21 protein-coding genes are annotated in these 21845 nt (G+C 37.0%); 15 read left to right on the forward strand and 6 right to left on the reverse strand.

From position 1 onward, the window contains the following. The first annotated feature begins 191 nt into the window (after window positions 1-191). A complete protein-coding gene (locus tag KI363_RS08865; protein ID WP_212966135.1) occupies window positions 192-986 on the forward strand; it encodes an SDR family oxidoreductase in 795 nt (264 codons plus the stop codon). Window positions 987-1110: 124 nt separating this feature from the next. On the opposite strand, the gene KI363_RS08870 is transcribed toward KI363_RS08865, so the two are convergent. Then, complete coding sequence (locus KI363_RS08870; RefSeq protein ID WP_158320523.1) at window positions 1111-3255, reverse strand: ATP-dependent Clp protease ATP-binding subunit; 2145 nt, start codon at window positions 3253-3255, stop codon at window positions 1111-1113. 251 nt (window positions 3256-3506) lie between these two features. Here KI363_RS08870 and KI363_RS08875 point away from each other — a divergent pair, with 251 nt between their 5' ends. Then, window positions 3507-4544 (forward strand): YkvI family membrane protein, encoded by a 1038-nt coding sequence (locus KI363_RS08875; protein ID WP_158320522.1) that lies wholly within the window; start codon window positions 3507-3509, stop codon window positions 4542-4544. Between the two features lie 64 nt (window positions 4545-4608). On the opposite strand, the gene KI363_RS08880 is transcribed toward KI363_RS08875, so the two are convergent. After that, window positions 4609-5241 (reverse strand): CPBP family intramembrane glutamic endopeptidase, encoded by a 633-nt coding sequence (locus KI363_RS08880; protein WP_246516816.1) that lies wholly within the window; start codon window positions 5239-5241, stop codon window positions 4609-4611. A 183-nt stretch (window positions 5242-5424) separates the two neighbouring features. After that, window positions 5425-5616 (reverse strand): YkvS family protein, encoded by a 192-nt coding sequence (locus tag KI363_RS08885; RefSeq protein WP_158320521.1) that lies wholly within the window; start codon window positions 5614-5616, stop codon window positions 5425-5427. A gap of 323 nt (window positions 5617-5939) precedes the next feature. Between KI363_RS08885 and KI363_RS08890 the strand changes: the two genes are divergently transcribed. The 5 genes from KI363_RS08890 (at window position 5940) to KI363_RS08910 (ending at window position 10002) form a co-directional block, all read left to right on the forward strand. Continuing rightward, the gene (locus KI363_RS08890; RefSeq protein WP_057982357.1) at window positions 5940-6206 is read left to right on the forward strand and encodes a phosphocarrier protein HPr; all 267 of its coding nucleotides are present in this window, start codon (window positions 5940-5942) and stop codon (window positions 6204-6206) included. After that, window positions 6206-7042, forward strand: a complete 837-nt coding sequence (locus KI363_RS08895) for a phosphoenolpyruvate-utilizing N-terminal domain-containing protein (RefSeq protein WP_212966136.1) — start codon at window positions 6206-6208, stop codon at window positions 7040-7042. Before KI363_RS08890 ends, KI363_RS08895 begins: the two co-directional genes overlap by 1 nt. 325 nt (window positions 7043-7367) lie before the next feature. Beyond that, window positions 7368-8153, forward strand: coding sequence for an SDR family oxidoreductase (locus KI363_RS08900; protein WP_158320519.1), 786 nt, complete (start codon window positions 7368-7370; stop codon window positions 8151-8153). Window positions 8154-8174: 21 nt separating this feature from the next. Then, complete coding sequence (locus KI363_RS08905) at window positions 8175-9080, forward strand: NAD(P)-dependent oxidoreductase (protein ID WP_158320518.1); 906 nt, start codon at window positions 8175-8177, stop codon at window positions 9078-9080. A 10-nt stretch (window positions 9081-9090) separates the two neighbouring features. Then, on the forward strand, window positions 9091-10002 hold the full coding sequence (locus KI363_RS08910) for a chemotaxis protein (RefSeq protein WP_212966137.1): 912 nt from the start codon (window positions 9091-9093) through the stop codon (window positions 10000-10002). A gap of 80 nt (window positions 10003-10082) precedes the next feature. On the opposite strand, the gene KI363_RS08915 is transcribed toward KI363_RS08910, so the two are convergent. Further along, entirely contained in the window at window positions 10083-10535 is a 453-nt protein-coding gene (locus KI363_RS08915) for a YkyB family protein (RefSeq protein ID WP_158320516.1), read from the reverse strand. Between the two features lie 202 nt (window positions 10536-10737). Here KI363_RS08915 and KI363_RS08920 point away from each other — a divergent pair, with 202 nt between their 5' ends. The 8 genes from KI363_RS08920 to KI363_RS08955 all read left to right on the forward strand — a co-directional run bounded on the left by KI363_RS08920 (window position 10738) and on the right by KI363_RS08955 (window position 19487). Continuing rightward, on the forward strand, window positions 10738-10992 hold the full coding sequence (locus KI363_RS08920) for a YkuJ family protein (RefSeq protein ID WP_158320515.1): 255 nt from the start codon (window positions 10738-10740) through the stop codon (window positions 10990-10992). 108 nt (window positions 10993-11100) lie between these two features. Beyond that, entirely contained in the window at window positions 11101-11547 is a 447-nt protein-coding gene (gene cbpB / locus KI363_RS08925; protein WP_158320514.1) for a cyclic-di-AMP-binding protein CbpB, read from the forward strand. Window positions 11548-11707: 160 nt separating this feature from the next. Next, the gene (gene ccpC, locus KI363_RS08930; protein WP_212966138.1) at window positions 11708-12589 is read left to right on the forward strand and encodes a transcriptional regulator CcpC; all 882 of its coding nucleotides are present in this window, start codon (window positions 11708-11710) and stop codon (window positions 12587-12589) included. 421 nt (window positions 12590-13010) lie between these two features. After that, the gene (locus KI363_RS08935; RefSeq protein ID WP_158320512.1) at window positions 13011-14765 is read left to right on the forward strand and encodes an ABC transporter ATP-binding protein; all 1755 of its coding nucleotides are present in this window, start codon (window positions 13011-13013) and stop codon (window positions 14763-14765) included. Between the two features lie 9 nt (window positions 14766-14774). Then, window positions 14775-16601: an ABC transporter ATP-binding protein gene (locus KI363_RS08940; protein ID WP_212966139.1), complete on the forward strand. Its 1827-nt coding sequence runs from the start codon at window positions 14775-14777 to the stop codon at window positions 16599-16601. A 105-nt stretch (window positions 16602-16706) separates the two neighbouring features. Next, window positions 16707-17858 carry an MFS transporter gene (locus KI363_RS08945; protein ID WP_212966140.1) on the forward strand — a complete coding sequence of 384 codons (1152 nt, stop codon included), beginning with the start codon at window positions 16707-16709 and terminating at the stop codon, window positions 17856-17858. A gap of 75 nt (window positions 17859-17933) precedes the next feature. Further along, window positions 17934-18797, forward strand: a complete 864-nt coding sequence (locus KI363_RS08950) for a CvfB family protein (RefSeq protein WP_212966141.1) — start codon at window positions 17934-17936, stop codon at window positions 18795-18797. Between the two features lie 30 nt (window positions 18798-18827). Further along, entirely contained in the window at window positions 18828-19487 is a 660-nt protein-coding gene (locus tag KI363_RS08955; protein WP_158320508.1) for a potassium channel family protein, read from the forward strand. A gap of 252 nt (window positions 19488-19739) precedes the next feature. On the opposite strand, the gene rnjA is transcribed toward KI363_RS08955, so the two are convergent. Both rnjA and KI363_RS08965 read right to left on the reverse strand, forming a co-directional pair. Beyond that, the gene (gene rnjA, locus KI363_RS08960) at window positions 19740-21407 is read right to left on the reverse strand and encodes a ribonuclease J1 (RefSeq protein WP_158320506.1); all 1668 of its coding nucleotides are present in this window, start codon (window positions 21405-21407) and stop codon (window positions 19740-19742) included. Further along, on the reverse strand, window positions 21407-21619 hold the full coding sequence (locus KI363_RS08965; RefSeq protein ID WP_158320505.1) for a DNA-dependent RNA polymerase subunit epsilon: 213 nt from the start codon (window positions 21617-21619) through the stop codon (window positions 21407-21409). The genes rnjA and KI363_RS08965 overlap by 1 nt, the downstream gene beginning before the upstream one ends. Window positions 21620-21845: the final 226 nt, after the last annotated feature.

The following is a 21845-nucleotide window of genomic DNA, read 5'->3' on the forward strand; positions in this document are numbered from 1 at the left end:
GAAATGCGTGATAAAGGATTGCTCCTCTTTGAAATAAAGATGTCTATACTTCAAGTGCATACAGACAATTAGTTTTTGAGGAAATGTAAAGCTCCGCATCCACTAAAATGGATCGCGGAGCTTTAGTATGTTTTGCGTATAGAGTAAAATTTTGCAGTCTGGGTAAACTTACTGCTGAGGAGGGGCTTTAAATGGAGAGTAAAAAAATATCCTTAGCTGGTAAAGTTGCGGTTGTTACCGGTGCATCTTCAGGAATTGGGGCTGCCAGCGCCATGCAGTTAGCGAAAGCGGGAGCATCTGTCGCGTTATTAGATTTAAAAGAGGAAAAGGCAGAGAAGATAAAGCGGGAGATCGAGGCTCTAGGGTCTAAAGCGATGATTGTAGATGTTGATTTATCAGACCCAAAGAGAGTAGAATCTGGGATTAATCAAGTGATAGCAGAATTTGGTAGACTTGATATTGTTTTCGCGAATGCAGGAATTAATGGTGTTGTTACACCAATCGAAGATTTTGACCCAGAAGAATGGGACCATACGTTAACAACTAATCTAAAAAGCACTTTTTTAACGGTTAAATATTCTATCCCTCACCTAAAAGAAAAGGGAGGAAGTATCATCATTACAAGTTCGATCAATGGCAATCGAAAATTTTCTGGGACAGGGATGTCTGCATACAGTAGCTCAAAGGCAGGACAAATGGCCTTTGGTAAAATGGCTGCTCTAGAACTAGCTTCTTACAAGATTCGGGTGAATATCATTTGCCCAGGCGCAATCGAAACGAATATTGGCGCAAATACCCACCCACAGCAAGATAAATTGCAAAAGGTTAAAATCCCTGTTCAATATCCGGAAGGAAGCCATCCACTTGAAGGTGCACCCGGGCAACCGGAACAAGTGGCTGATCTCATCCATTTTCTGGCATCGGATGCTTCAAGTCATATTACTGGCTCGGAAATTTATATCGATGGGGCAGAAACATTACTATAAGTCGCTCATTGCTTTACTACGAATAATTAGAGCCCATAAAAAAAGAGATGACCGTTTTTGGACAAGAAAAACGGTCATCTCTTTTTTCTTAGAAAACTACTCTTGCTTTTAACAACTTTATCCATTAGGCAGACTGTGAAATAATCGTGATTTCATGATCCTTCACAATTGCTTTTAAATATTTTTCATCATTGTGATCTAGAATATAGTCTGCAATTTGATCTTCAAGCTGTTCTTGGATCGCTCTACGAAGTGGTCGTGCTCCAAAGTTAGGATGGTATCCAACCTCAAGCAATTTTTCTTTCACTTCTTCGGTTATTTCCAAATGCATATCTTGTGCAAGTAATTTACGTTGGAGTTCATCTAATAGTAATTGAATAATTTGTAGCAAATCGCTTTTTTCTAATGAATTAAATTCGATAATGCTATCAAATCTGTTCAAAAACTCTGGTTTGAAAAATGAACCGAGAGATTGAAGGATGTTTGTCTCCTTCATTGCCTCACTTTGATTAAAACCAACATGAATGGTTTTTTCATTAACTCCAGCGTTACTAGTCATAATAATGACAGTATCTTTAAAGCTGACGGTTCTACCTTGACTATCCGTGAGCCGACCGTCTTCAAGAATTTGCAAAAACATATGCTGAACATCAGGATGAGCTTTTTCAATTTCATCTAACAGAATAATGCTATAAGGATTTCGGCGCACCCTTTCAGTTAATTGACCTGCTTCGTCATGACCAACATAGCCCGGAGGTGAACCAATTAATTTTGACACACTATGTTTTTCCATATATTCGCTCATATCTAGGCGAATGAAGGCATCTTTTGTACCGAATAGTTCTTCTGTTAAAGTTTTCGCTAATTCTGTTTTTCCGACCCCTGTAGGTCCGACAAAAAGAAACGAACCAATTGGACGATACTCATCTTTTAGACCAGCACGACTACGACGGATGGCTTTGGCCACTTTTTTAACGGCTTCGGCTTGTCCGATCACTTTTGCTGCTAAATTCTTTTCAAGTTCTTTCATTTTTTGTTGTTCATCACTTTGTAATTTACCTACCGGAATGCCTGTTTTACTTTCAATAATGCTTTGAATATCTTCTGGATGAACAGTTAGCTGTGATTTAGAAGAAAGGGTACTTAGTTTTCGTTCAAGTTCCGCTTCCTCGTCTCTTAATTTTGCGGCAAGTTCATAGTTTTCTTGCTTTAATGTGTTTTGTTTTTCTTTTTCAATTTCGGCAAGTCGTTTATGAATGGCCTCATGAGATTCTTCCTTAATGGTTAAATTAAGTTTAGAACCGGCTTCATCCATTAAATCAATCGCCTTGTCAGGTAGGTATCGATCTTGTATATATCTAGCAGATAGATCAACGCACGCCCTCAAAGCTTCATCGCTATATTGAACTTGATGATATTTTTCATATCGTTCTTTTAAACCCAGCAAAATTTCAAAAGACTTTTCTAGAGAAGGCTCTAGTATTTGCACTGGTTGAAAACGTCTTTCGAGTGCGGCATCTTTTTCGATTTGTCGATACTCTTTCAAGGTTGTTGCTCCAATTACTTGCAATTCACCTCGGGCAAGAACTGGTTTTAGAATATTCCCGGCATCCATGGATCCTTCAGCTGATCCGGCCCCAACTAATAAATGAATTTCATCTATAAAGACTAGAACGTTTTTACGTTCTTGTAATTCTGTTATTAATTGTTTCATACGTTCTTCAAATTGACCACGGATCCCGGTATTGGCGACCAATGAAGCTACATCAAGTAGGTAAATTTCTTTATTCTTTAATTTGGCAGGTACATCTTGTTGGATGATTTTTAAAGCTAATCCTTCAGCAATGGCGGTTTTACCAACACCTGGTTCACCGATTAATACTGGATTATTTTTATTCCGACGATTAAGTATTTCAATCGTTCTTTTGATTTCTTCATCTCGCCCAATGACTGGATCAATTAAACCTGCTTTTGCTGCTTGGTTTAAATTACGGCCATATTGATCTAGAAAACCACCTTGTTTTGTTGGAGTTTTCACGATTTGTTGTGGGTGGCCTTGACCATTTTGAGAAAAGCCTCCAAATAAATCTTCCCAACCACCGAAACCATTAAAGCCCGAACCTAGCATGGGATTCCCCATAGAAGCTCCTAATTTTTCTTTTTCCTCTATATAACAATCGTGACATAAAGCTAATGTTTGTTTTTGTCCATTTACATTTAGGTGAAGATGAATCTTTGCCTGGTTTTCTTGACATTTAACACATAGCATACATCATCAATCCTCCATATTTTACATAATTTGATTTTAACTAACTTTGACCAATTAGTTATAAAAAAGGTGAGAGTCAACAAGAAAACTTTGACCAACTTCGACCTTATGGCTTCATTATACACTGACCTTTTTTGACTTTCAAGTAAAAAGATACTTTTTATGATTTTTTTCTAAAAGACTCATATAGATATAAAAATGGTTCATAAACTTCGAAGTAAAAAAAGAAAACGATGAAGTGAGGCAGTAAATTGAATAAGTGGACAGGGGCTTTTCAGATAGCAGCCGTATATGTTGGAACAGTTATTGGCGCAGGCTTTGCAACAGGTAAAGAGATTGTAGAGTTTTTTACTCAATATGGATTATTTGGTCTGATGTCCATATTGGTGGCAGGATATTTATTCATCTTTTTTGGAATGAAGGTGATGATAAAAGCGATTGATATTCAGGCGACTTCCTTTATGGAGTTAAACAATGATTTATTTGGACAAACATTCGGAAGAGTTATGAATGTTTTCATGACCACGATGTTAGTAGGTGTATGTGGAGTTATGCTCTCAGGAGCAGAGGCTTTATTTGTAGAGCAATTAGGGTGGAGTCGGACAGTCGGGTCTGTGATGACCATCTTCCTATGCCTGATCGTTTTATGGGCGGGAGTGAAAGGGTTATTTGCTGTAAACACATTTGTTGTTCCTACACTCATCATATTTAACTTACTATTAATGTATAGCTCACTTTCCTATCCTTTGCTATGGTCGAATTTATTGCAGTTTGCAAGTATTGATCACAGTTGGAAAGCAGTTGGATCAGCATTTTCATATGCAGCTTTTAATTTGGCACTAGCCCAAGCTGTACTGGTTCCTGTAGCAACTGAAATTAACGATAAAACAATTGTTAAGCTAGGTGGATTCATAGGAGGAGTGCTGTTAACAATCATCTTGATTTCTAGTCATATAACATTATCTACTCTTCCAGATCTTTTAGTCTATGATATTCCAATGGCGACAATTGTAAAAAATGTTTTGAGTGGGATTTATTTTGTTTATCTTTTTATTATTTATGGAGAGATCTTTACTTCTTTAATTGGAAATATGTATGGTATTGAAAGACAAATTAGCCAATTTATCCCAGTTAGAAGCATTTGGATTCACATCGCTGTAATTGCAGTCGTTTATATAATCGGTAGGATTGAATATGGACAGCTCCTTGGGTTTTTATATCCTTTATTCGGTTATATTAGTTTAATTTTTTTATTATTATTGTGGATGAAACCTGTGAAAAATAAATAAGGTCTAAGAATTGCGCATGCTATAACGGCTATGGCGCTAAGACCATAGCCGCGTTACAAATTTTTTATGCGAGTGGGAAAAGAATAAATAAAAGCAAATCAAAGATGAGATGAGAAATGATTAGAAGAGGTAAGCTTCGCTTCCAGACATAAAGCATGCCCCATATTAAACCACTAAAGAAAGCGGCTAAAATTAGGAGGAAATAGCCAGTAAAACTAAAAGCTAAAGCGTTCAGTATAGCTGCCATGATAACTGCCAATATAGGCTTTGCATAGTTCATTAATCTTTTAAGCACAAAGCCTCTCCAGAAAAACTCTTCTCCAGGAATGATAATCAAAATAAGTACAAGATATTGCCACAACCAATCCAAAGAAAAATAATCATATAAAGCACGAACTTGTTTCAAAGTATTCATTGGAAGAAACGATAAAAGATAATGACCAAATACAAATATGAAATATAGAAGGATCCCAGAAGGTAACCCAAACAGAATAGCCTGCTTTGTTGAAATCTGCTTATCGATTTTCTCACTTATAATTGTAACACTGATGAGAAATAACATCGTAGCTGTATATAAATACCAGAAGACTTGATGTTTATAATCAAAAGTAATAAAAATAAGACTATATGCTAAAAGAAGACCACCAATAAGTTTCCAATCTTTCAAATATCTTGGCATGACGAAATCCTTTCTCACAGTTATAAATCCCTTCAACTCTACCATTATAAAGGAGAAATTGGAATAGCAGAAAAAATGCAAGCGCGGCTGCTTGCATTTTCTCGAACAAACAATGCAACCCACACTCTAAGACTTTTTGGTACGTGAGAGTACGCAAGCTGTTCTTGTTGTATTTATCCATCTTTTTAGTTAGACAGTATTTTATACACTGAGAGAACTTTTAATAATTTTATAGTTTTTATGGTTGACGACTGTTTTTTCTTCTAAATCAAAATCGCGGTAATTTTCCATGTACGTTAAATTAACAATAACAGAGTTCTCGTTTACCTTTTCTACAACTCCTTGAAGGCCGTCTTTAAATTCAACAATGTTCCCGATTTCAGCAATTTTCAATCCAATCTCTCCCTCGTTCATTCATTCGCTTTGGTGATTTTCAAGGTGTCTGGATGATGTTTCTAAAATCCCTTTTTTAATTATTTCTTCATATTTTGCACTACTTTCCAAAAAAGTGCAAGAAGAAAAATGAGGACATAACCTAGATGATTTGCCTTTTGTAAAAGCGGCCGTTTTTTTCAATATTTTAAAGAAAATAGGGAAAAGGTAATAAAAGAGAAAATTTCTTTGATTTTTGTTGCTCAAAGATTGACGAAACAAGCAAAATTAGCTAATTTTGTACTGAGGGTACTTTTAACTTAGTCAAAAAGGAGACGATGTAAATGATTGAAAAACAATTTACTGTAACGGCGGATACGGGAATTCACGCAAGACCAGCAACTGTATTAGTCCAAACAGCAAGCAGATATTCCTCAGACATTCAACTAGGATTTAAGGACAAGAAGGTAAACCTTAAATCAATCATGGGAGTCATGTCACTTGGAATTGGTAAAGATACTGTTATCACAATTAGTGTAGATGGCAGTGATGAAAAAGAAGCAATGGCTGGTATTGAAGAATTGCTTGAAAAAGAAGGCCTTGCAAAATAATGTCAACTATTTTAAAAGGGATAGCAGCATCTAGTGGGATTGCCATCGGAAAAGCATATCTACTCGTTCAGCCAGATCTTTCTTTTAAGAAAATTGCTATCTCGGATGCTGAGGAAGAGATTCATCGTCTTCACTCAGCATTAAATGCCGCTAAATCTGACCTAGAATTCATACGTCAACAGACTATAAAATTAATAGGGGAGGATGAGGCGGCTATTTTTGACGCGCATCTCTTAGTTGTAAGTGATCCTGAATTATTGACAGCGATTACAGAAAAGATTTCTAATGACAAAGTGAGTGCTGAAAGGGCTCTAACAGAAACAACCAATCATTTTGTTCGTGTTTTTGAGCAGCTTGAAAATCAATATATGAAAGAAAGAGCTGCAGATATTACGGATGTCTCAAAGCGGATTTTAAGTCATTTATTAGGAGTGAAGATCCCCAATCCTGGTTTAGTAGCTGAGGATGTGGTGATTGTAGCAGAGGATTTAACTCCTGCAGATACTGCACAATTAAACAAGGAATTTGTAAAAGGCTTCGTAACAAACATTGGTAGTCGTACCTCATATTCGACTATGATGGCGAGGTCAATTGAGATACCTGCTGTTGTGGGAACAAAAGAAGCATCAACTTCAATAAAGCAAGGGGACTTCATTATCGTAGACGGTTTTAATGGTGATGTACATATTAATCCAACACCTGAAATTGTTCAACAATATGAAGACGCTCAACAATCCTCTGATAAAAAGAAAACGGAAAGGGTTTTATTAAAAAATTCAAACACGCAAACCAATGATGGTAGACGTGTAGAATTAGCCGCTATGGATATGGAATAATTGATGAGTTTTCAATAAGTGCTTTGTTCAGAAGCCAGATAAAAAATATGGAGATTCTGCAGCGAAGACTCTGTCCGCGTAAACAGCTGAGGAAATTTTAGGGCTTGTAAAAACAGAAACAGAAATGTAACCTAATTGTAACCATAAGTCATGTGTATATATTGGCACTAAGTGGTATACAATAAACTATGATTGAATGATAAGATTCATTCATTCTCATTTTTCCCCCTTTTTTTTTACGCTGGACAAATATCCAGCGTTTTTTTTATTTAAAAAAGGGATCTGCAGATGAAATATAACTAAGAACTAGAAAAGGGTGAGCAGAATGGAGTTGGGCTTAAAAGGGAAAAGAGTATTGGTGATCGCTTCTAGTCAAGGCTTAGGAAAGGCCATTGCAGAATTATTTGTAAAAGAAGAGGCCAATGTGATGTTAGCCAGTAGGAATATCGATCGTCTCAGGAAGGTTCAATCGGAATTTGAAAAGTTACAATTAGGGAAAGTAAAGGTTACAACTTGTGATATTACACAACCGAGTCAAATTCAAGATATGATGGATGAAACCATTAAGGAATTTGGTGGACTCGATATATTAGTTAATAATGCTGGAGGGCCTCCTGCTGGTGGATTTGAGGATATGCAAGATGAGGACTGGCAATCAGCATTTGAACTAAATTTATTATCTTATATACGTATCATCCGAACCGCGTTACCTTATTTAAAAGAACAAGGAGGACGCATCATTAATATTGCTTCATCCTCAATCCGTGAACCGATTCCAGGCCTTATTTTATCTAATACATTCAGAATGGGAGTAATGGGGTTAGCGAAAACACTTGCTGATGAATTAGCTCCCTATAATATTTTAGTTAACACGGTTGCACCGGGAAGGATATTAACAGACAGGATATCTCAATTAGATGAAGTAAACGCGAATAAAAAGGGTGTTTCTATAGAGGAAATTAAAAAAGTTGCTGAAGATAGTATTCCATTAGGAAGGTCAGGAACGCCAGAGGAATTTGCTAAGGTAGTGGTCTTTCTCTCTTCAGAAGCCAATACATATATGACGGGTAGTAGCTTCTTTGTGGATGGGGGAAAATTAAGATCTGTTTAACAAATGGGGAGGCTGAAAAATATGAATCAAGAAAAAGAAACGATTGGATTTATTGGTTTAGGTGTAATGGGGGAAAGTATGGCTAGAAACTTAATAGCCAACGGATATTCAGTTTGTGTGTTTACAAGAACGAAAGAGAAGGCTAAGGAATTAATTGCCGAAGGAGCCATATGGGCAGAAAATCCTAAAGAAATGGCTGCAAATACCGAAATAATAATTACAATGGTTGGTTATCCGCAAGATGTGGAAAATGTATATTTTGGTGATGAGGGGATTTTCGCTGGGATAAAAACAGGCTCTATTGTGATCGATATGACGACATCTACACCATCTTTAGCTAAAAAGATTTATAAAGAAGGGAAAAAGAGGGGAGTTAGCGCGTTAGATGCTCCAGTGTCTGGTGGGGATATTGGGGCTAAAAGGGGCACGTTATCGATCATGGTCGGTGGTGATCAACAAACTTTTCAAGATTGTAAACCTGTCTTATCCACTCTTGGTGAAAATATTGTCTATCAAGGTCCAGAGGGATCGGGACAACATACGAAAATGTGTAATCAAATTGCCATTGCTTCCAATATGGTTGGTGTGACAGAAGCTTTTGTTTATGCTAAACATGCAGGACTAGATCCAGAAACCGTATTAAAATCAATTAGTAATGGTGCGGCAGGAAGCTGGTCGATGTCAAATTTAATTCCAAGGGTCATAAAGCGTGATTACTCGCCTGGATTTTTTATTAAACATTTTATTAAAGATATGGGAATTGCGCTTGAAGAGGCTGAGAAGATGTCCCTTCGTTTGCCTGGCTTAGAGCTTGCAAAAAGATTATATGATTCTCTTGCTGAGCAAGGGGAAGAAAACAGTGGTACACAAGCCTTAATGAAATATTGGGATCTGCCCATGGAAGATGGTGGGATCAAAGAAAGGTAGGAAAACAATCGTGAAGAATCAGTCAGAAATATTATTAGAGAGTGGTACAAATGAGTTAGAAATAATCCAATTCAAGATCAATCAACATGTATTTGGTATCAATGTATTAAAGGTGAAAGAAATTATTCTTCCAAGCCCTGCAACTCCCATACCACATTCACATCCACATTTGTTAGGAATTATTCAATTACGCGGAGAAGTGCTACCGGTTGTGAGTCTAGAGCGTGCTTTGGGAATGGAGAGAGAAGCTGAACATGATTCTTCACAGGATAAGTTCATAGTTACAGAGTTTAATAGCAAGCAAGTTGTTTTCCATGTTCATAATGTAGATCGTATTTTACGAATATCATGGGATAAAATCGAGAAGCCTTCCAATTTATATGCTTTAGACTCTTCAAATGTAATCGGCGTAATTAAAGAGAAGGATGATATGATTCTGATGTTAGATTTTGAGAAAATTATGGTAGATATTAATCCTGAAGCGGGAATTCATCCTTCTAAATTAAAAAAAGTGGAAAATAGAGAGCGATCGAAAAAAAGATTGATTGTTGCTGAAGATTCACCATTATTAAGACAACTTCTTGCAGACACTTTAGTTGCTGCTGGTTATGAGCATGTTGAATTTTTTGAAAATGGAAGAGACGCTCTAAATCATTTAGAAACGATGGTTGAACAAGGAAAGGACATACTTAAAGAAGTTCAATTAGTGATCACAGATATAGAAATGCCGCAAATGGATGGCCACCATTTAACAAGGAGAATGAAAGAAAATCCGCATCTCTCAGGATTACCTGTTATCATCTTTTCTTCTCTTATTACAGAGGATCTATTTCATCGGGGACAAGCGTTAGGAGCTGTAGACCAAGTCTCTAAACCAGACATAGACCATCTCGTTTCAAAAATTGATCAATACATCCTATAGTAAGAGAGCAAAACGGATACCGATTTAAGAAGTATCCGTTTTGTTTTATTCATTATTAAAGGGGACCATTGCTTATATCGTTAGAAAAAGCTATCTCCTAGTTTCTTGAATACAGGTTTTTGTGTATTACTTGGTCTTTGGTCTTTATTTTCTCTTATACCGGTATATTTCTGAAGAAGTCGTTTGGCTGTATTAAGGGACATGCGGGTTTTTGGGTTGCGGGAATGCTGATTCAAATGTCCGAGATGAGGAAGTTTTCCAAAATCATCTTTAGTCGGTGGTATATGGAATAAGTAATCTCCACATTGAACTAAGACATCTGATTGTTGTTGGCTAAACTTAGGATTTCTCGAAAAGTGGAGGCCGATTTTCGTGGCTTTCTGTTCTTCGATCATTTTATTTAGAGCATTCTTTTTCAAGATGTATAAGTATTTAGGATTTATTGCCGTTTTGGCATGGCGGTTGACCGTGAAAATAGCCTGCGAAAGATTGGTAACAGACAGTTCCATTGCTTTATTGGCTTGTTCATCCATTTAGTGTACACCTTTCCATTTTTATTTGTAAATATTATAGCATTTATCAACCTAAAAAGAAAGATAAGGAAAAAAAGCGCCATTCCGTATAAGGAATTCTTCCTTTATTTATTATTTCTCAATAACTTTTTAGTCGTGAGGTTTGCATTCGGGTTCTTAAGTCTTTTATAATTACATTGTCTTTCAAGAAAGGAGTTTAACAATGTCACAATTAGTAAGCATTATACAAAGGCTTGAAACCATGCAGAATAATGGAGAGCAAGAGGAAATTCCTCAACGATTATTTGAAGTGAATCAAAAAGTTTTATGCCAGGTGAAATACTTCCCTGCTTCTCATACATATGAGGTGGAGGAATATAGCAAAGATCATGACAAACAGAAATACCAATTTGATGATATTGATATGGCTGCAATTGAGATCTTTGAAATGATTCAAGAAGAAAAAGAGCGATCCTAATCAAGCATTTTTAAAAATTCGTTAAAAATACATCAAATAAAGCGCTTTCTAACCGGGTTTATGTTAAAATGGGGGAGAGTTAAGATTATAAAGAGATGAGGGATTGACATGATTTCCTTACAAAGTCATCAAAACATGAACCCACAAATAAGTGATTATATAATCCCATCCGAAAAAGTTGCTCATGTACAAATCGGGAATAACTTGGAACATGCTTTGTTAGTCTTAACAAAAAGTGGTTATTCCGCTATTCCTGTTTTAGATGCACAGTTTAAACTGCATGGATTGATTAGTTCTCCTCTTATTACGGAATCAATACTCGGATTAGAACGAATTGAATTTGAGAAATTAAGTGATAAAAAAGTGGAAGATGTCATGCAAGTTCAAATTCCAAAAATACGAGTGGATGAAGAGTTTGAAAAAGCCCTTGATTTGTTAATTGACTATCCTTTTTTATGTGTTGAAGATCGCGAAGGTTTTTTCGAAGGAATCTTTACAAGAAGGGTCCTATTAAAGGAATTAAAAAATCATTTAGTTAAATTAGATCATGTATAAATATGGCTCCCGTGAAGGGAGCTAATATTTTTAGGCCAACAGGAAGTTGGTCAGAACGGCGAAGACATGGGGACGTGGCGCCCTTAGCCCTGGTTCCAAAATTTGAACACCGCTGAACAGGCGCTTGCGTTTTTCTTAAAATGGTGAAAGGGAGATACAAATGTCTTTATCTGACTATCAGTTGCTTGTCGTGCTTGCGAAGGAAGCGAATATGCGTAAGGCGGCAGAAAAATTATTTGTATCACAACCGGCCTTATCACAACGCCTGCAAAATATTGAAAAATATTGGGGTGTAGCTTTATTTCTGCGAACGCAAAAGGGATTGATCCTCACTCCCTCTGGAGAAATCGTAGTGAACTTCGCGAAAAGTATATTAGAAAAGCAAGATCAAGTATTTGAAGAGCTTCAGGCCCTTCATGCCCATGTTCATGGGACATTAAAAATTGCTTGTGCTTCAATCGTTGGGCAAAATTGGTTGCCCAAAGTGTTAAAAGAGTTTCTTCGTATATACCCATATGCGAAGGTTTCTTTAATCACAGGCTGGAGTAGTGAAATATTAAAAAGTTTATATGAAGGGGAAGTCCATCTTGGAATTATTAGGGGGACGACAGATTGGAAAGGAATAAAACATCATCTTTTTGAGGATCAGCTCTATTTAGTCGATCGCGAAATTCAAAAAGTGGAAGAGGTGTTGGAAACTGAACGCCCGTTTATCCAATTCAAAAGTGATTCCACGTATTATCAGGAAATTCAAGATTGGTGGCATCGGCAATTTCAGACCTTTCCAAGAAGAACGATCGTGGTAGACCAGATAGAAACATGTAAGCAAATGACGTATAATGGCATCGGGTACGCCATATTACCAGCCATTACTCTCTCCGGTTCAGAAACGGATGTATATAAAATTCCATTATTAGATGATAAACAACAGGCGATAAAGCGTGGAACTTGGTTGTTAGGGTATGAATCGGTTTTCGAACTGCGGCAAGTCAAAGCGTTTGTAGATGTAGTTCGATCATTTATCTCGAATAAACATTCATAATTTCAACCTTTGAATAGGCGAGAGGAATGCTCTCGCAATTGTATTGCTACATACTGAAGACAATGAAACTAGTTGAGCATTCTTGCTAACCACAAGACGAAGAAGAAATTTCGTTCGTTGAGTAAAAAATTTATTCATATGTTTTTGAGATGCCCATATGATTTCAAGGGTATCTTTTTTTATTTTTTTAAACAATTCCCTCGCAAGACGAAATAAAAACCATTATAATAGTCAAGGAAAAAATACATCATCATTTGGAGTGTGGAAGATTTCTTCTAATAAAAGTGCTATTCAGACTTTAGATGTAGGGAGAGTCGGATATTCGAATGAATATGAATAATTTATAAAAAAACAGTGGAAATTCATTTCGGAAACCGATATATTAAGTATCATGGCCGAAAGCCATAGAGGAGGGTGCTTTATGCAAACGTTTAAAAAATTAAAGCAGTATTATTGGCCATATAAAAAATTCTTTATCATTTCAACTGTTTTTTTGTTCCTTGTTACGGCCATAACAGTTATTTATCCAATCATACTTCAATTGACAATTGATAATGTTGTGTTAAACCAACAATACGATTGGATCGTTCCTTTAACACTGGCCTTTTTTGGGATTATGCTTGTAAAGGCGGTTGCAACCTTTTTTCAGCAATATATGGGGGATTTATTTGGGATTAACTCTGTATATAAAATGAGAAAAGTGTTATATGGCAAGCTGCAATTTTTGCCATTTCGTTATTATGATAATGCCAAAACCGGAGATTTAATGTCGCGGTTAACAGCGGATGTGGAAACTTTTCGATTCTTTTTATCTTTTGGTTTCGCAGAAATTATTAGACTTATATTGTTATTGACCGTTACATTTGGTGTTATGTTTTATTATTCGGTCCCATTAACATTTGCGACGATGATTTCATTGCCATTTTTATTTTTCGTTGTTTATAAGTTTGATAGGGCTGTTCATCCAGCTTTTCGGAATATTCGTCGTTCCTTTGGCAGACTGAATACAAATGTTCAGGAAAGTATTTCTGGGATCAATACGGTGAAATCCTTATCACGAGAAGAATTTCAAAATCAAAAATTCAATATCTCCAATGAAGACTATAAGGATCGTAATATCTTCACCTCGAATATTTGGGCGAAATATTTTCCTTTAATGGAATTCTTAGGAAACTTTTGTGTAATCGCATTGCTGTCCCTTGGAGGATATTTTGTGATCCAAGGTTCTTTAAAACCTGGTGAATTGGTTGCTTTTTATAGTTTGGTTGGTTATATTTTATGGCCGATTATGAATCTAGGATTTACCATTAACCAGTTTTCCCAATCCAAAGCATCTGGTGAGCGTTTATTAGAAATTCTCGAGGCAAAAGAGGATATTACGGATAAAGAGCATGCTTATTCGCCTGAACGTCTTGAAGGAAGAGTCGAATTCAAACATGTTTCGTTGCGCTATGCAGGTGAAGATAATTTATCCTTAACAGATATAAGTTTTGAAGCTGAACCTGGCGAGATCATTGGACTTGTTGGAGCGACAGGATCAGGAAAAACCAGTATTACTCAGCTGATCACTAGATTTTATGAAGCAGAATCTGGCGAAGTGCTTGTCGATGGAAGAAATGTAAAAGATTATTCATTAAAAGCCTTAAGAGGGAATATCGGCTTTGTATTGCAGGAAAGCTTTCTATTTTCCTCCACGATTAAAGCCAATATCGCTTATGGGCGACCAGATGCAAGTATGGAGGATATCATTGACGCAGCAAAAAGAGCTGATGCTCATGAGTTCATCACGCAAATGCCTGATGGGTATGATACGGTATTAGGTGAAAGAGGACTAGGATTATCCGGTGGGCAAAAACAACGAATCGCTATTGCGCGCGCTATTTGTCTCGATCCGAGTATTTTAATTCTTGATGATGCAACAAGTGCTGTTGATATGGAAACTGAATTTAAAATTCAAGGGGCGATGAGAGAAGTCATGCGTGGAAGAACGACATTTATCATTGCCCATAGAATTTCGTCTTTAAAACATGCAGATAAAATACTTGTATTAGAGAATGGAAGAATCGTTGAAAGAGGCACACATGAAGAACTCATTCATGGAAATGGTCTATATGAACGCGTATATAAAATTCAGTTTCAAGATCAAAAGGCCATTTTGCAAGGACAGAGAGGGTGAGAGTAATAGATGAAAAAAGATAAAAAACTAAATCCGCTTGTCATGGAGCGTTTTCATTATTCGACGGAACAATTGATTGATAAACCATTTAACTGGAAACAGCTGTATCGTTTATTAAATTATTTAGGTCCATATGTGAAAAATTTACTGCCAGCATCTATTATCACCGTACTGATTACGACGGCAATCCGCCTAATCATTCCGATTATGATCGGTGTCTATGCCTTAGAGAAGGCCATTAAAGAAGAGAAAAGCATATCTTATTTAATGTGGATTGTGGGAGGTATTGCGGTCTTATATGTCATAAATTATGTAGCAAATATATATCGAATTAAATGGAGTAATGAATTAGGACAAAAAGTAATTTATGATTTGCGTAAACATCTTTTTACCCATGTACAAGGGTTATCGCACCGATTTTTTGATCAACGTTCAGCAGGTTCTATTCTTGTCAGAATCATGAATGACACGAATTCGTTACAGGACTTGTTTACGAACGGAGTTATTAATGTATTTATGGATATACTGATGCTCTTTGGTGTCATTGTCATTCTATTTACATTAAGTCCACAGTTGACCTTAGCGGTATTAGTTGTACTCCCATTAATGTTTTTTATCTCAACAACACTTAGAAAAAGCATACGTAGATCCTGGCAATATATGAGATTAAAACAATCGAAACTAAATTCTCATTTAAATGAAAGTATACAAGGGATTAGAGTTACCCAAAGTTTTACACAGGAACACGAGAATATGGCTTTTTTTGATGGAGTTAATACCGAGAACTTTGAAGCATGGCGATTAGCAACGAAAAAGAGTGCGATGTTTCGCCCGTTGGTTGATATAACGAACGCCGTGGGTACTGGGGTACTTTTATGGTATGGTGCCCATTTAATTCAAAGTGGTTCCTTGTCGCTTGGACAATTTGTTTCCTTTGCTTTCTATATTGGGATGTTTTGGGAGCCAATTTCTCGGCTCGGTCAACTTTATAATCAATTGCTAATGGCAATGGCTTCTTCTGAGCGAATCTTTGAATATTTGGATGAACTTCCGATCGTTCATGAGAAGGAAAAGCCGCTCCCATTAGGCGATATTAAAGGACATATCCAGTTTGACAAAGTGGAATTCTCTTACGATGATAAGAGAAAAGCATTAGACGGAATTTCTTTAGAAATGTTGCCCGGTCAGACGATTGCTCTTGTTGGTCACACAGGCTCAGGAAAATCAACGATTGCGAATCTCATCACTCGTTTTTATGACCCGACAGCTGGATCTGTTCGGATTGATGGGAAAGATTTGCGAGATGTTTCTTTAACTGAACTTCGTCGGCAAATCAGTGTGGTTTTACAAGACACTTTTATTTTTTCAGGTACCATAATGGAGAATATTCGCTTTGGTAATCCGGCTGCAACCGATGAACAAGTAAAGGCAGCGGCAGAAGCGATAGGAGCTGACAAGTTCATTAAAAAATTACCAATGGGTTATGAAACAGAAGTTGAGGAAAGAGGGAATATATTGTCTGTTGGAGAACGACAATTATTATCTTTCGCTAGGGCGCTTTTGGCCGATCCACGGATTATTATTCTTGATGAAGCGACTGCCAGTATAGATACGGAGACAGAAGTTCAAATCCAAGCGGCTTTACAGACCTTACTTAAAGGTAGAACATCAATCATAATTGCCCATAGACTTTCAACCATTAGAGATTCTGATAAAATTTTCGTCCTTCAACAAGGCGAGATTATTGAAGAGGGGAATCATGACGAGTTAATGGAGCACCAAGGCGAATATTATCGCTTAATAGAGGCCCAATTTAAAGTAATGAAAGCTATTTAAGGATAAAACTCCGTTTCAGTTCAAGTAGCTCATTGCACTTCAAAAAGGAGGTTGACCGATTGCGGCTCATCCTCCTTTTTATGTCATTCTCTAAGGAGTTAGACCATGTTAAGAATATCTTTATTTAATTTCTTCTATTATTGGATTGTTTCAATGATCAATGCGTTTTTACCGTTGTTATTTCGATTTAAAGGCTTAAGCCCTGCCCAAATTGGGATTGTTCTATCTGTCGGTCCCATCGTTGCTATCTTTTCCCAACCTTTTTGGGGAGTGGTATCAGATAAAAAACAGTCTGTTAAAAATGTAATCATATTTTTACTTATGGCAACACTTATAACAGGGTTAGCTGTTTTCTTCAGTCCAACTATGTCATTGTTAATCTTAATGATGATGATTTTTCACTTTTTTATGTCACCTATTCAACCTTTACTTGATAGTCTGTCAACGGTTTTTGCGAAAGAAAAGAGAGTTAGCTACGGTTCCATCCGGGTATGGGGATCCATCGGTTTCGCAATTGCTTCATTTGTTCTTGGAACGATCATTGGTATAATTGGCATTCAATATTTATGGATTATCTATTCGATCATTATTATTAGGGTTTTATTTATTGCTATTCGACTTACGGATCCGATCGTAGAAAAAAAGCCTTTGACAACGAAAGGGTTTCAACAAGCTTTTCGTAATGCCCGATTTCTTGGTTTTTTAATCGCCATTTTATTTATTGCGATCCCCCACCGAATGAACGATAGTATGTTGGCTATTTATCTAAAATCATTAGGTGCTTCTGAAGGGAGGATTGGTCTAGCCTGGACCTTTTCAGCATTAAGTGAAGCTCCTGTTGTAGCGATTATGTACATATTAATGAAAAGAATTCCGTTGCTTCTACTATTGGGAATAGCAAGTTTCTTTTATACTTGTAGATGGTTTTTATATGGCTTACTCACCGACCCCATGATGATCATTTATTCACAAGCATTACATAGTGTTACATTCGCAATCTTTATGGTTTCTGCTCTACAATATATCGCCACGATCATCCCCGAAGAGATGCTTGCAACAGGTCAAACCGCTTATTATGCTACTTTTAATGGTTTAGCCACAATCATAGGCAGTGCGGCAGGAGGATATTTGATGGAACAGTTTGGTGGGGGCTTTATATACAAAATGGGATCTATTTCCGCATTGATTGGTACACTTTTATTTATAATTTTATATGCAAAAGACAAGGGAGTGGAAAAACGAGTACAGAAAACCTAATATCCTTTTTTTGTCATGGCGACATGATATAATGGACATTATTCAGGAATGAATATTCAGATCGGAGGATCAATTATGGAAGCTGGAACAACAGCATGTTTAACAGTGGTGCGTGAAGCACTTTTCGGGTATTTTTTGTCAGATGGTGAAGAGGATGTCCTTTTACATCATCTTGAAATAAATGATTCAATTGAGCTTGATCAAAAAATAGAGGTGTTTTTATATCAAGATCATCAAGGACGGTTGTCTGCTTCACAGACGATTCCTTCTATCCAAGTGGGGAAATATGATTGGGTTGAAGTAGTCGGAATAAAAGAAGGACTTGGTGTTTTCGTTGATATAGGATTAAAAAAGGATATTCTTGTATCACTAGATGATCTACCAGATTCAATGCAACTTTGGCCTAAAGAAGGGGATAAGCTCTTCTGTACATTGGTTAAGAATAATAAAGATCGATTATTTGCAATGCCAGCAACGGATGAAGTGATGAGAGCACAAGCAAAAGAGGCGGATAAAGGTTATTTAAACCGATCTGTTCATGGGACTGTGTTCCGGGTTCTTCTTGTTGGTTCTTCGATTATAACGGATGAAGGGATTGTAGGGTTTCTTCATGAATCTGAAAGAACAAAAGAACCACGGTTAGGTGAAGAAATCGTTGGCCGGGTTATTGATGTAAAAAAGGATGGTACAATCAATATTTCTTTAATGCCACGGACGCACGAAAGGATTGATCAGGATGCAATTCTGATTTTCGATTATTTATTAGGACGTGGTGGATCGATGCCTTATACAGATAAAAGCCAACCGGAAGATATTAAGAAACGATTTGATATGAGTAAAGGGTCATTTAAACGTGCTTTAGGAAAACTATTAAAAGAAGGAAAAATTTATCAAGAAGATGGTTGGACATTTGCTAAAGAGCTAGAAAGTGGAAAGTAATGTATTATTTTGTAGGCTGGGGGAATGAGTATGAAGAAACAATTCGCGGTTATTGGTCTTGGTCGCTTTGGAGGAAGTATTTGTACGGAATTATTAGAACAGGGAATGGAAGTTCTAGCTATTGATAAGGATGAGGAAAGGGTAAACGAATATGCGGCGATTGCCACTCACGCAGCCATTGCTGATACGACAGATGAAGCGGTTCTGAAGAATTTAGGGATAAGAAATATTGATCACGTCATCGTCGCGATCGGCGATGATATTCAATCCAGTATCCTAACGACGCTTATTTTGAAAGAAGTAGGTGTCCATTATATAACAGTAAAAGCCCAAAATGATCATCACGCAAAAGTTCTTCAGAAAATTGGTGCCGACCATGTTGTACATCCTGAAAGGGATATGGGGCGACGAATTGCCCATTATATTGTTTCGAAAAATATTCTCGATTATCTGGAACTTTCTGATGAATATAGTATTGTAGAAATAAAGGTGAATGAATTATTAGCTGGACATTCTTTGATTGATTTAGATGTACGAGCTCGATATGGAATTAACATTGTAGCTATAAAACGAGGAAGGGAAATTATTGTCACTCCACCAGCAGAAGCGCCCTTACAGTCAGGCGATATTTTAATTGTGATCGGGGCAGATACAGATATTAATCGCTTTGAAAAAAAGGTGTTAGGCTAGGAAAGACGCAAGACGCCTGGGCGGTCATATAAAAAAGCGGAGGATTATCCTCCGCTTTTTTATATATGGTAAGAAAGTATAAAAAATGGCTAATGCTTGATCTAGCTCCAGCGCCCAGCGACTAGCAAACTTTCGGTGCCTTCCTACGATAAGTCAACATCGATTCACCCTTCGGGTTCATCGTGTTTCCTTTATCTCGTCAGGCTCCTAAAAAGTTTGTACGTCGCTAAACGGGCGCTTACGCTTTTCTTATTAGACTTCCATAATAATAGGTAAGATCATTGGGCGTCTTTTTGTCTTTTCATAAAGAAATGGTGTAAGAGTATCAATAATTTCTGTTTTTATTTCAGCCCATTGCGTCGTTTTTCGGTCCATTACTTTATTTAAGTGATTTGTAATGTTTTTCTGTGCCTCATTAATAAGATCCCCAGATTCTCTCATATAGACAAATCCTCTTGAAATAATATCAGGACCAGCAACAATTTGGTGAGTTTCCATGTTGATGGAAACGACAACAATCACTAAGCCTTCTTCAGATAGAATTTTTCTGTCACGTAAAACGATATTCCCGATATCCCCGATTCCACTACCATCAATATAGACGGAGCCAGATGGAATTTTCCCTGCTATGCTTCCTGCCTCACTACTAAGTGCGAGGACTTCGCCATTATCCATTACAAAACAATTTTCTTCTAAAACGCCACATTCTACGGCAGATTTTGCGTGCATTCTTTGCATCCGGAATTCACCATGAATGGGCATGAAAAACTTTGGTTTCATAAGACGAAGCATTAATTTTTGTTCCTGTTGACCTCCGTGACCAGAAGTATGGATATTATTTAACGATCCGGCGATCACGTCTGCCCCTGCTCTATATAGCAGATTAATGGTTCGGTTAACACTAATCGTGTTTCCTGGGATCGGAGATGAAGAGAATACGACCGTATCACCAGGCTGTATTTGGATTTGCCGATGTGTACCATTGGCAATTCTTGAAAGAGCAGCCATAGGCTCACCTTGACTACCAGTACAAAGAATCGTAACTTTATTGGCGGGAAGTCGATTTAATTGTTGCGGACTAACAAATGTATCTTTCGGTGCGCGAATATAGCCTAAATCTTGTCCGATCTCAATGGCGGCATCCATACTGCGTCCAAAGACAGCAATTTTTCTACCGTTTGCAACAGCCGCATCTGTAACTTGTTGTAATCTGTGAATATTGGAAGCGAAGGTCGCAAAAATAACCCTGCCTTCCACCTTACGAAAAATTTCATCGATACTGTCTCCTACACGTCTTTCTGACATTGTGAAGTTAGGGACTTCAGCGTTTGTACTATCAGATAAAAGACAAAGTACGCCTTCTTGTCCAATCTGGGCCATCTTAGTAAGGTTGGCAGGCTCTCCAACAGGTGTGAAGTCAAATTTGAAATCACCGGTATGAACAATATTACCTGGTGGAGTTTTCACAACGATCCCATACGAATCCGGGATACTATGAGTCGTACGGAAGAAAGATACGGACGTTTTTCGGAATTTAATGATCTCTTCCTCGTGAATTTCATGCAGTTGGGCCTGACGTAATAATCCATGTTCCTCGAGCTTGTTACGTATCAGTCCCATGGCAAGCTTACCTGCATATATCGGAATATTCACTTGGCGAAGTAAGTATGGGATGCCACCAATATGGTCCTCGTGTCCATGAGTGATAAAGAGACCTTTAATTTTATCACTATTTTTCAGCAAATAAGTATAATCTGGAATCACATAATCAATCCCAAGCAACTCATCTTCGGGAAATTTAATTCCCGCATCAATGACGATAATTTCATCTTGAAATTGGACACCATAAGTGTTTTTCCCAATCTCGCCTAATCCTCCAAGAGCAAATACTGCTGTTTGATCATTTTTTACAAATTTCATTATGAGTTCTCCTGTAATGTAAAGTGTGGGCTATTTTTTTCATACTCCAAATAAGCCCCTTCCAAAGCTTGAACAAATTCAATATTAATTGGGCGGTTTTTTAAAGACTTTCTTACCTCTCGCTCGCTAGTAGATTCTAAATATAAGGTTTTTGTTTTTTCACGAACGGGCATTTCTTTGAGTTCTTCTTGATAATAAACTTTAAAAATCATGTTTACCTCTCCTTATTGCATTTCTTTGTTTTTTTATATCAATTTAATGGCATGCATTATTAAAAATAAAGAATAAGCCCTCCTAATTTCAGAGGGGCTTGATTAAAAGGTGAATAGCAGGTCAAGCGATCGTTTTCTTTTTTAGTAAGTCTTTCCACTGTTTTAAAAGCTTTTTCTTGAGCTTTTTCAACATTGTGGTTCACTCCTTAATTCTATTTTAACCGAT

This window comes from Lederbergia ruris, from assembly GCF_018332955.1.
In the GTDB taxonomy this organism is placed as follows: Bacteria; Bacillota; Bacilli; order Bacillales; family Bacillaceae_C; genus Lederbergia; species Lederbergia ruris.

Excerpts from the sequence above, each read along its gene's own strand:
- KI363_RS08945 (WP_212966140.1), top strand. The coding sequence starts at position 16,707 with ATGTTAAGAATATCTTTATTTAATTTCTTCTATTATTGGATTGTTTCA.
- KI363_RS08895 (WP_212966136.1), top strand. The coding sequence starts at position 6,206 with ATGTCAACTATTTTAAAAGGGATAGCAGCATCTAGTGGGATTGCCATC.
- KI363_RS08920 (WP_158320515.1), top strand. The coding sequence starts at position 10,738 with ATGTCACAATTAGTAAGCATTATACAAAGGCTTGAAACCATGCAGAAT.
- KI363_RS08950 (WP_212966141.1), top strand. The coding sequence starts at position 17,934 with ATGGAAGCTGGAACAACAGCATGTTTAACAGTGGTGCGTGAAGCACTT.
- KI363_RS08905 (WP_158320518.1), top strand. The coding sequence starts at position 8,175 with ATGAATCAAGAAAAAGAAACGATTGGATTTATTGGTTTAGGTGTAATG.
- ccpC (WP_212966138.1), top strand. The coding sequence starts at position 11,708 with ATGTCTTTATCTGACTATCAGTTGCTTGTCGTGCTTGCGAAGGAAGCG.
- KI363_RS08890 (WP_057982357.1), top strand. The coding sequence starts at position 5,940 with ATGATTGAAAAACAATTTACTGTAACGGCGGATACGGGAATTCACGCA.
- KI363_RS08935 (WP_158320512.1), top strand. The coding sequence starts at position 13,011 with ATGCAAACGTTTAAAAAATTAAAGCAGTATTATTGGCCATATAAAAAA.
- rnjA (WP_158320506.1), bottom strand. The coding sequence starts at position 21,407 with ATGAAATTTGTAAAAAATGATCAAACAGCAGTATTTGCTCTTGGAGGA.
- KI363_RS08865 (WP_212966135.1), top strand. The coding sequence starts at position 192 with ATGGAGAGTAAAAAAATATCCTTAGCTGGTAAAGTTGCGGTTGTTACC.
- KI363_RS08955 (WP_158320508.1), top strand. The coding sequence starts at position 18,828 with ATGAAGAAACAATTCGCGGTTATTGGTCTTGGTCGCTTTGGAGGAAGT.
- KI363_RS08940 (WP_212966139.1), top strand. The coding sequence starts at position 14,775 with ATGAAAAAAGATAAAAAACTAAATCCGCTTGTCATGGAGCGTTTTCAT.
- cbpB (WP_158320514.1), top strand. The coding sequence starts at position 11,101 with ATGATTTCCTTACAAAGTCATCAAAACATGAACCCACAAATAAGTGAT.
- KI363_RS08965 (WP_158320505.1), bottom strand. The coding sequence starts at position 21,619 with ATGATTTTTAAAGTTTATTATCAAGAAGAACTCAAAGAAATGCCCGTT.
- KI363_RS08915 (WP_158320516.1), bottom strand. The coding sequence starts at position 10,535 with ATGGATGAACAAGCCAATAAAGCAATGGAACTGTCTGTTACCAATCTT.
- KI363_RS08870 (WP_158320523.1), bottom strand. The coding sequence starts at position 3,255 with ATGCTATGTGTTAAATGTCAAGAAAACCAGGCAAAGATTCATCTTCAC.
- KI363_RS08900 (WP_158320519.1), top strand. The coding sequence starts at position 7,368 with ATGGAGTTGGGCTTAAAAGGGAAAAGAGTATTGGTGATCGCTTCTAGT.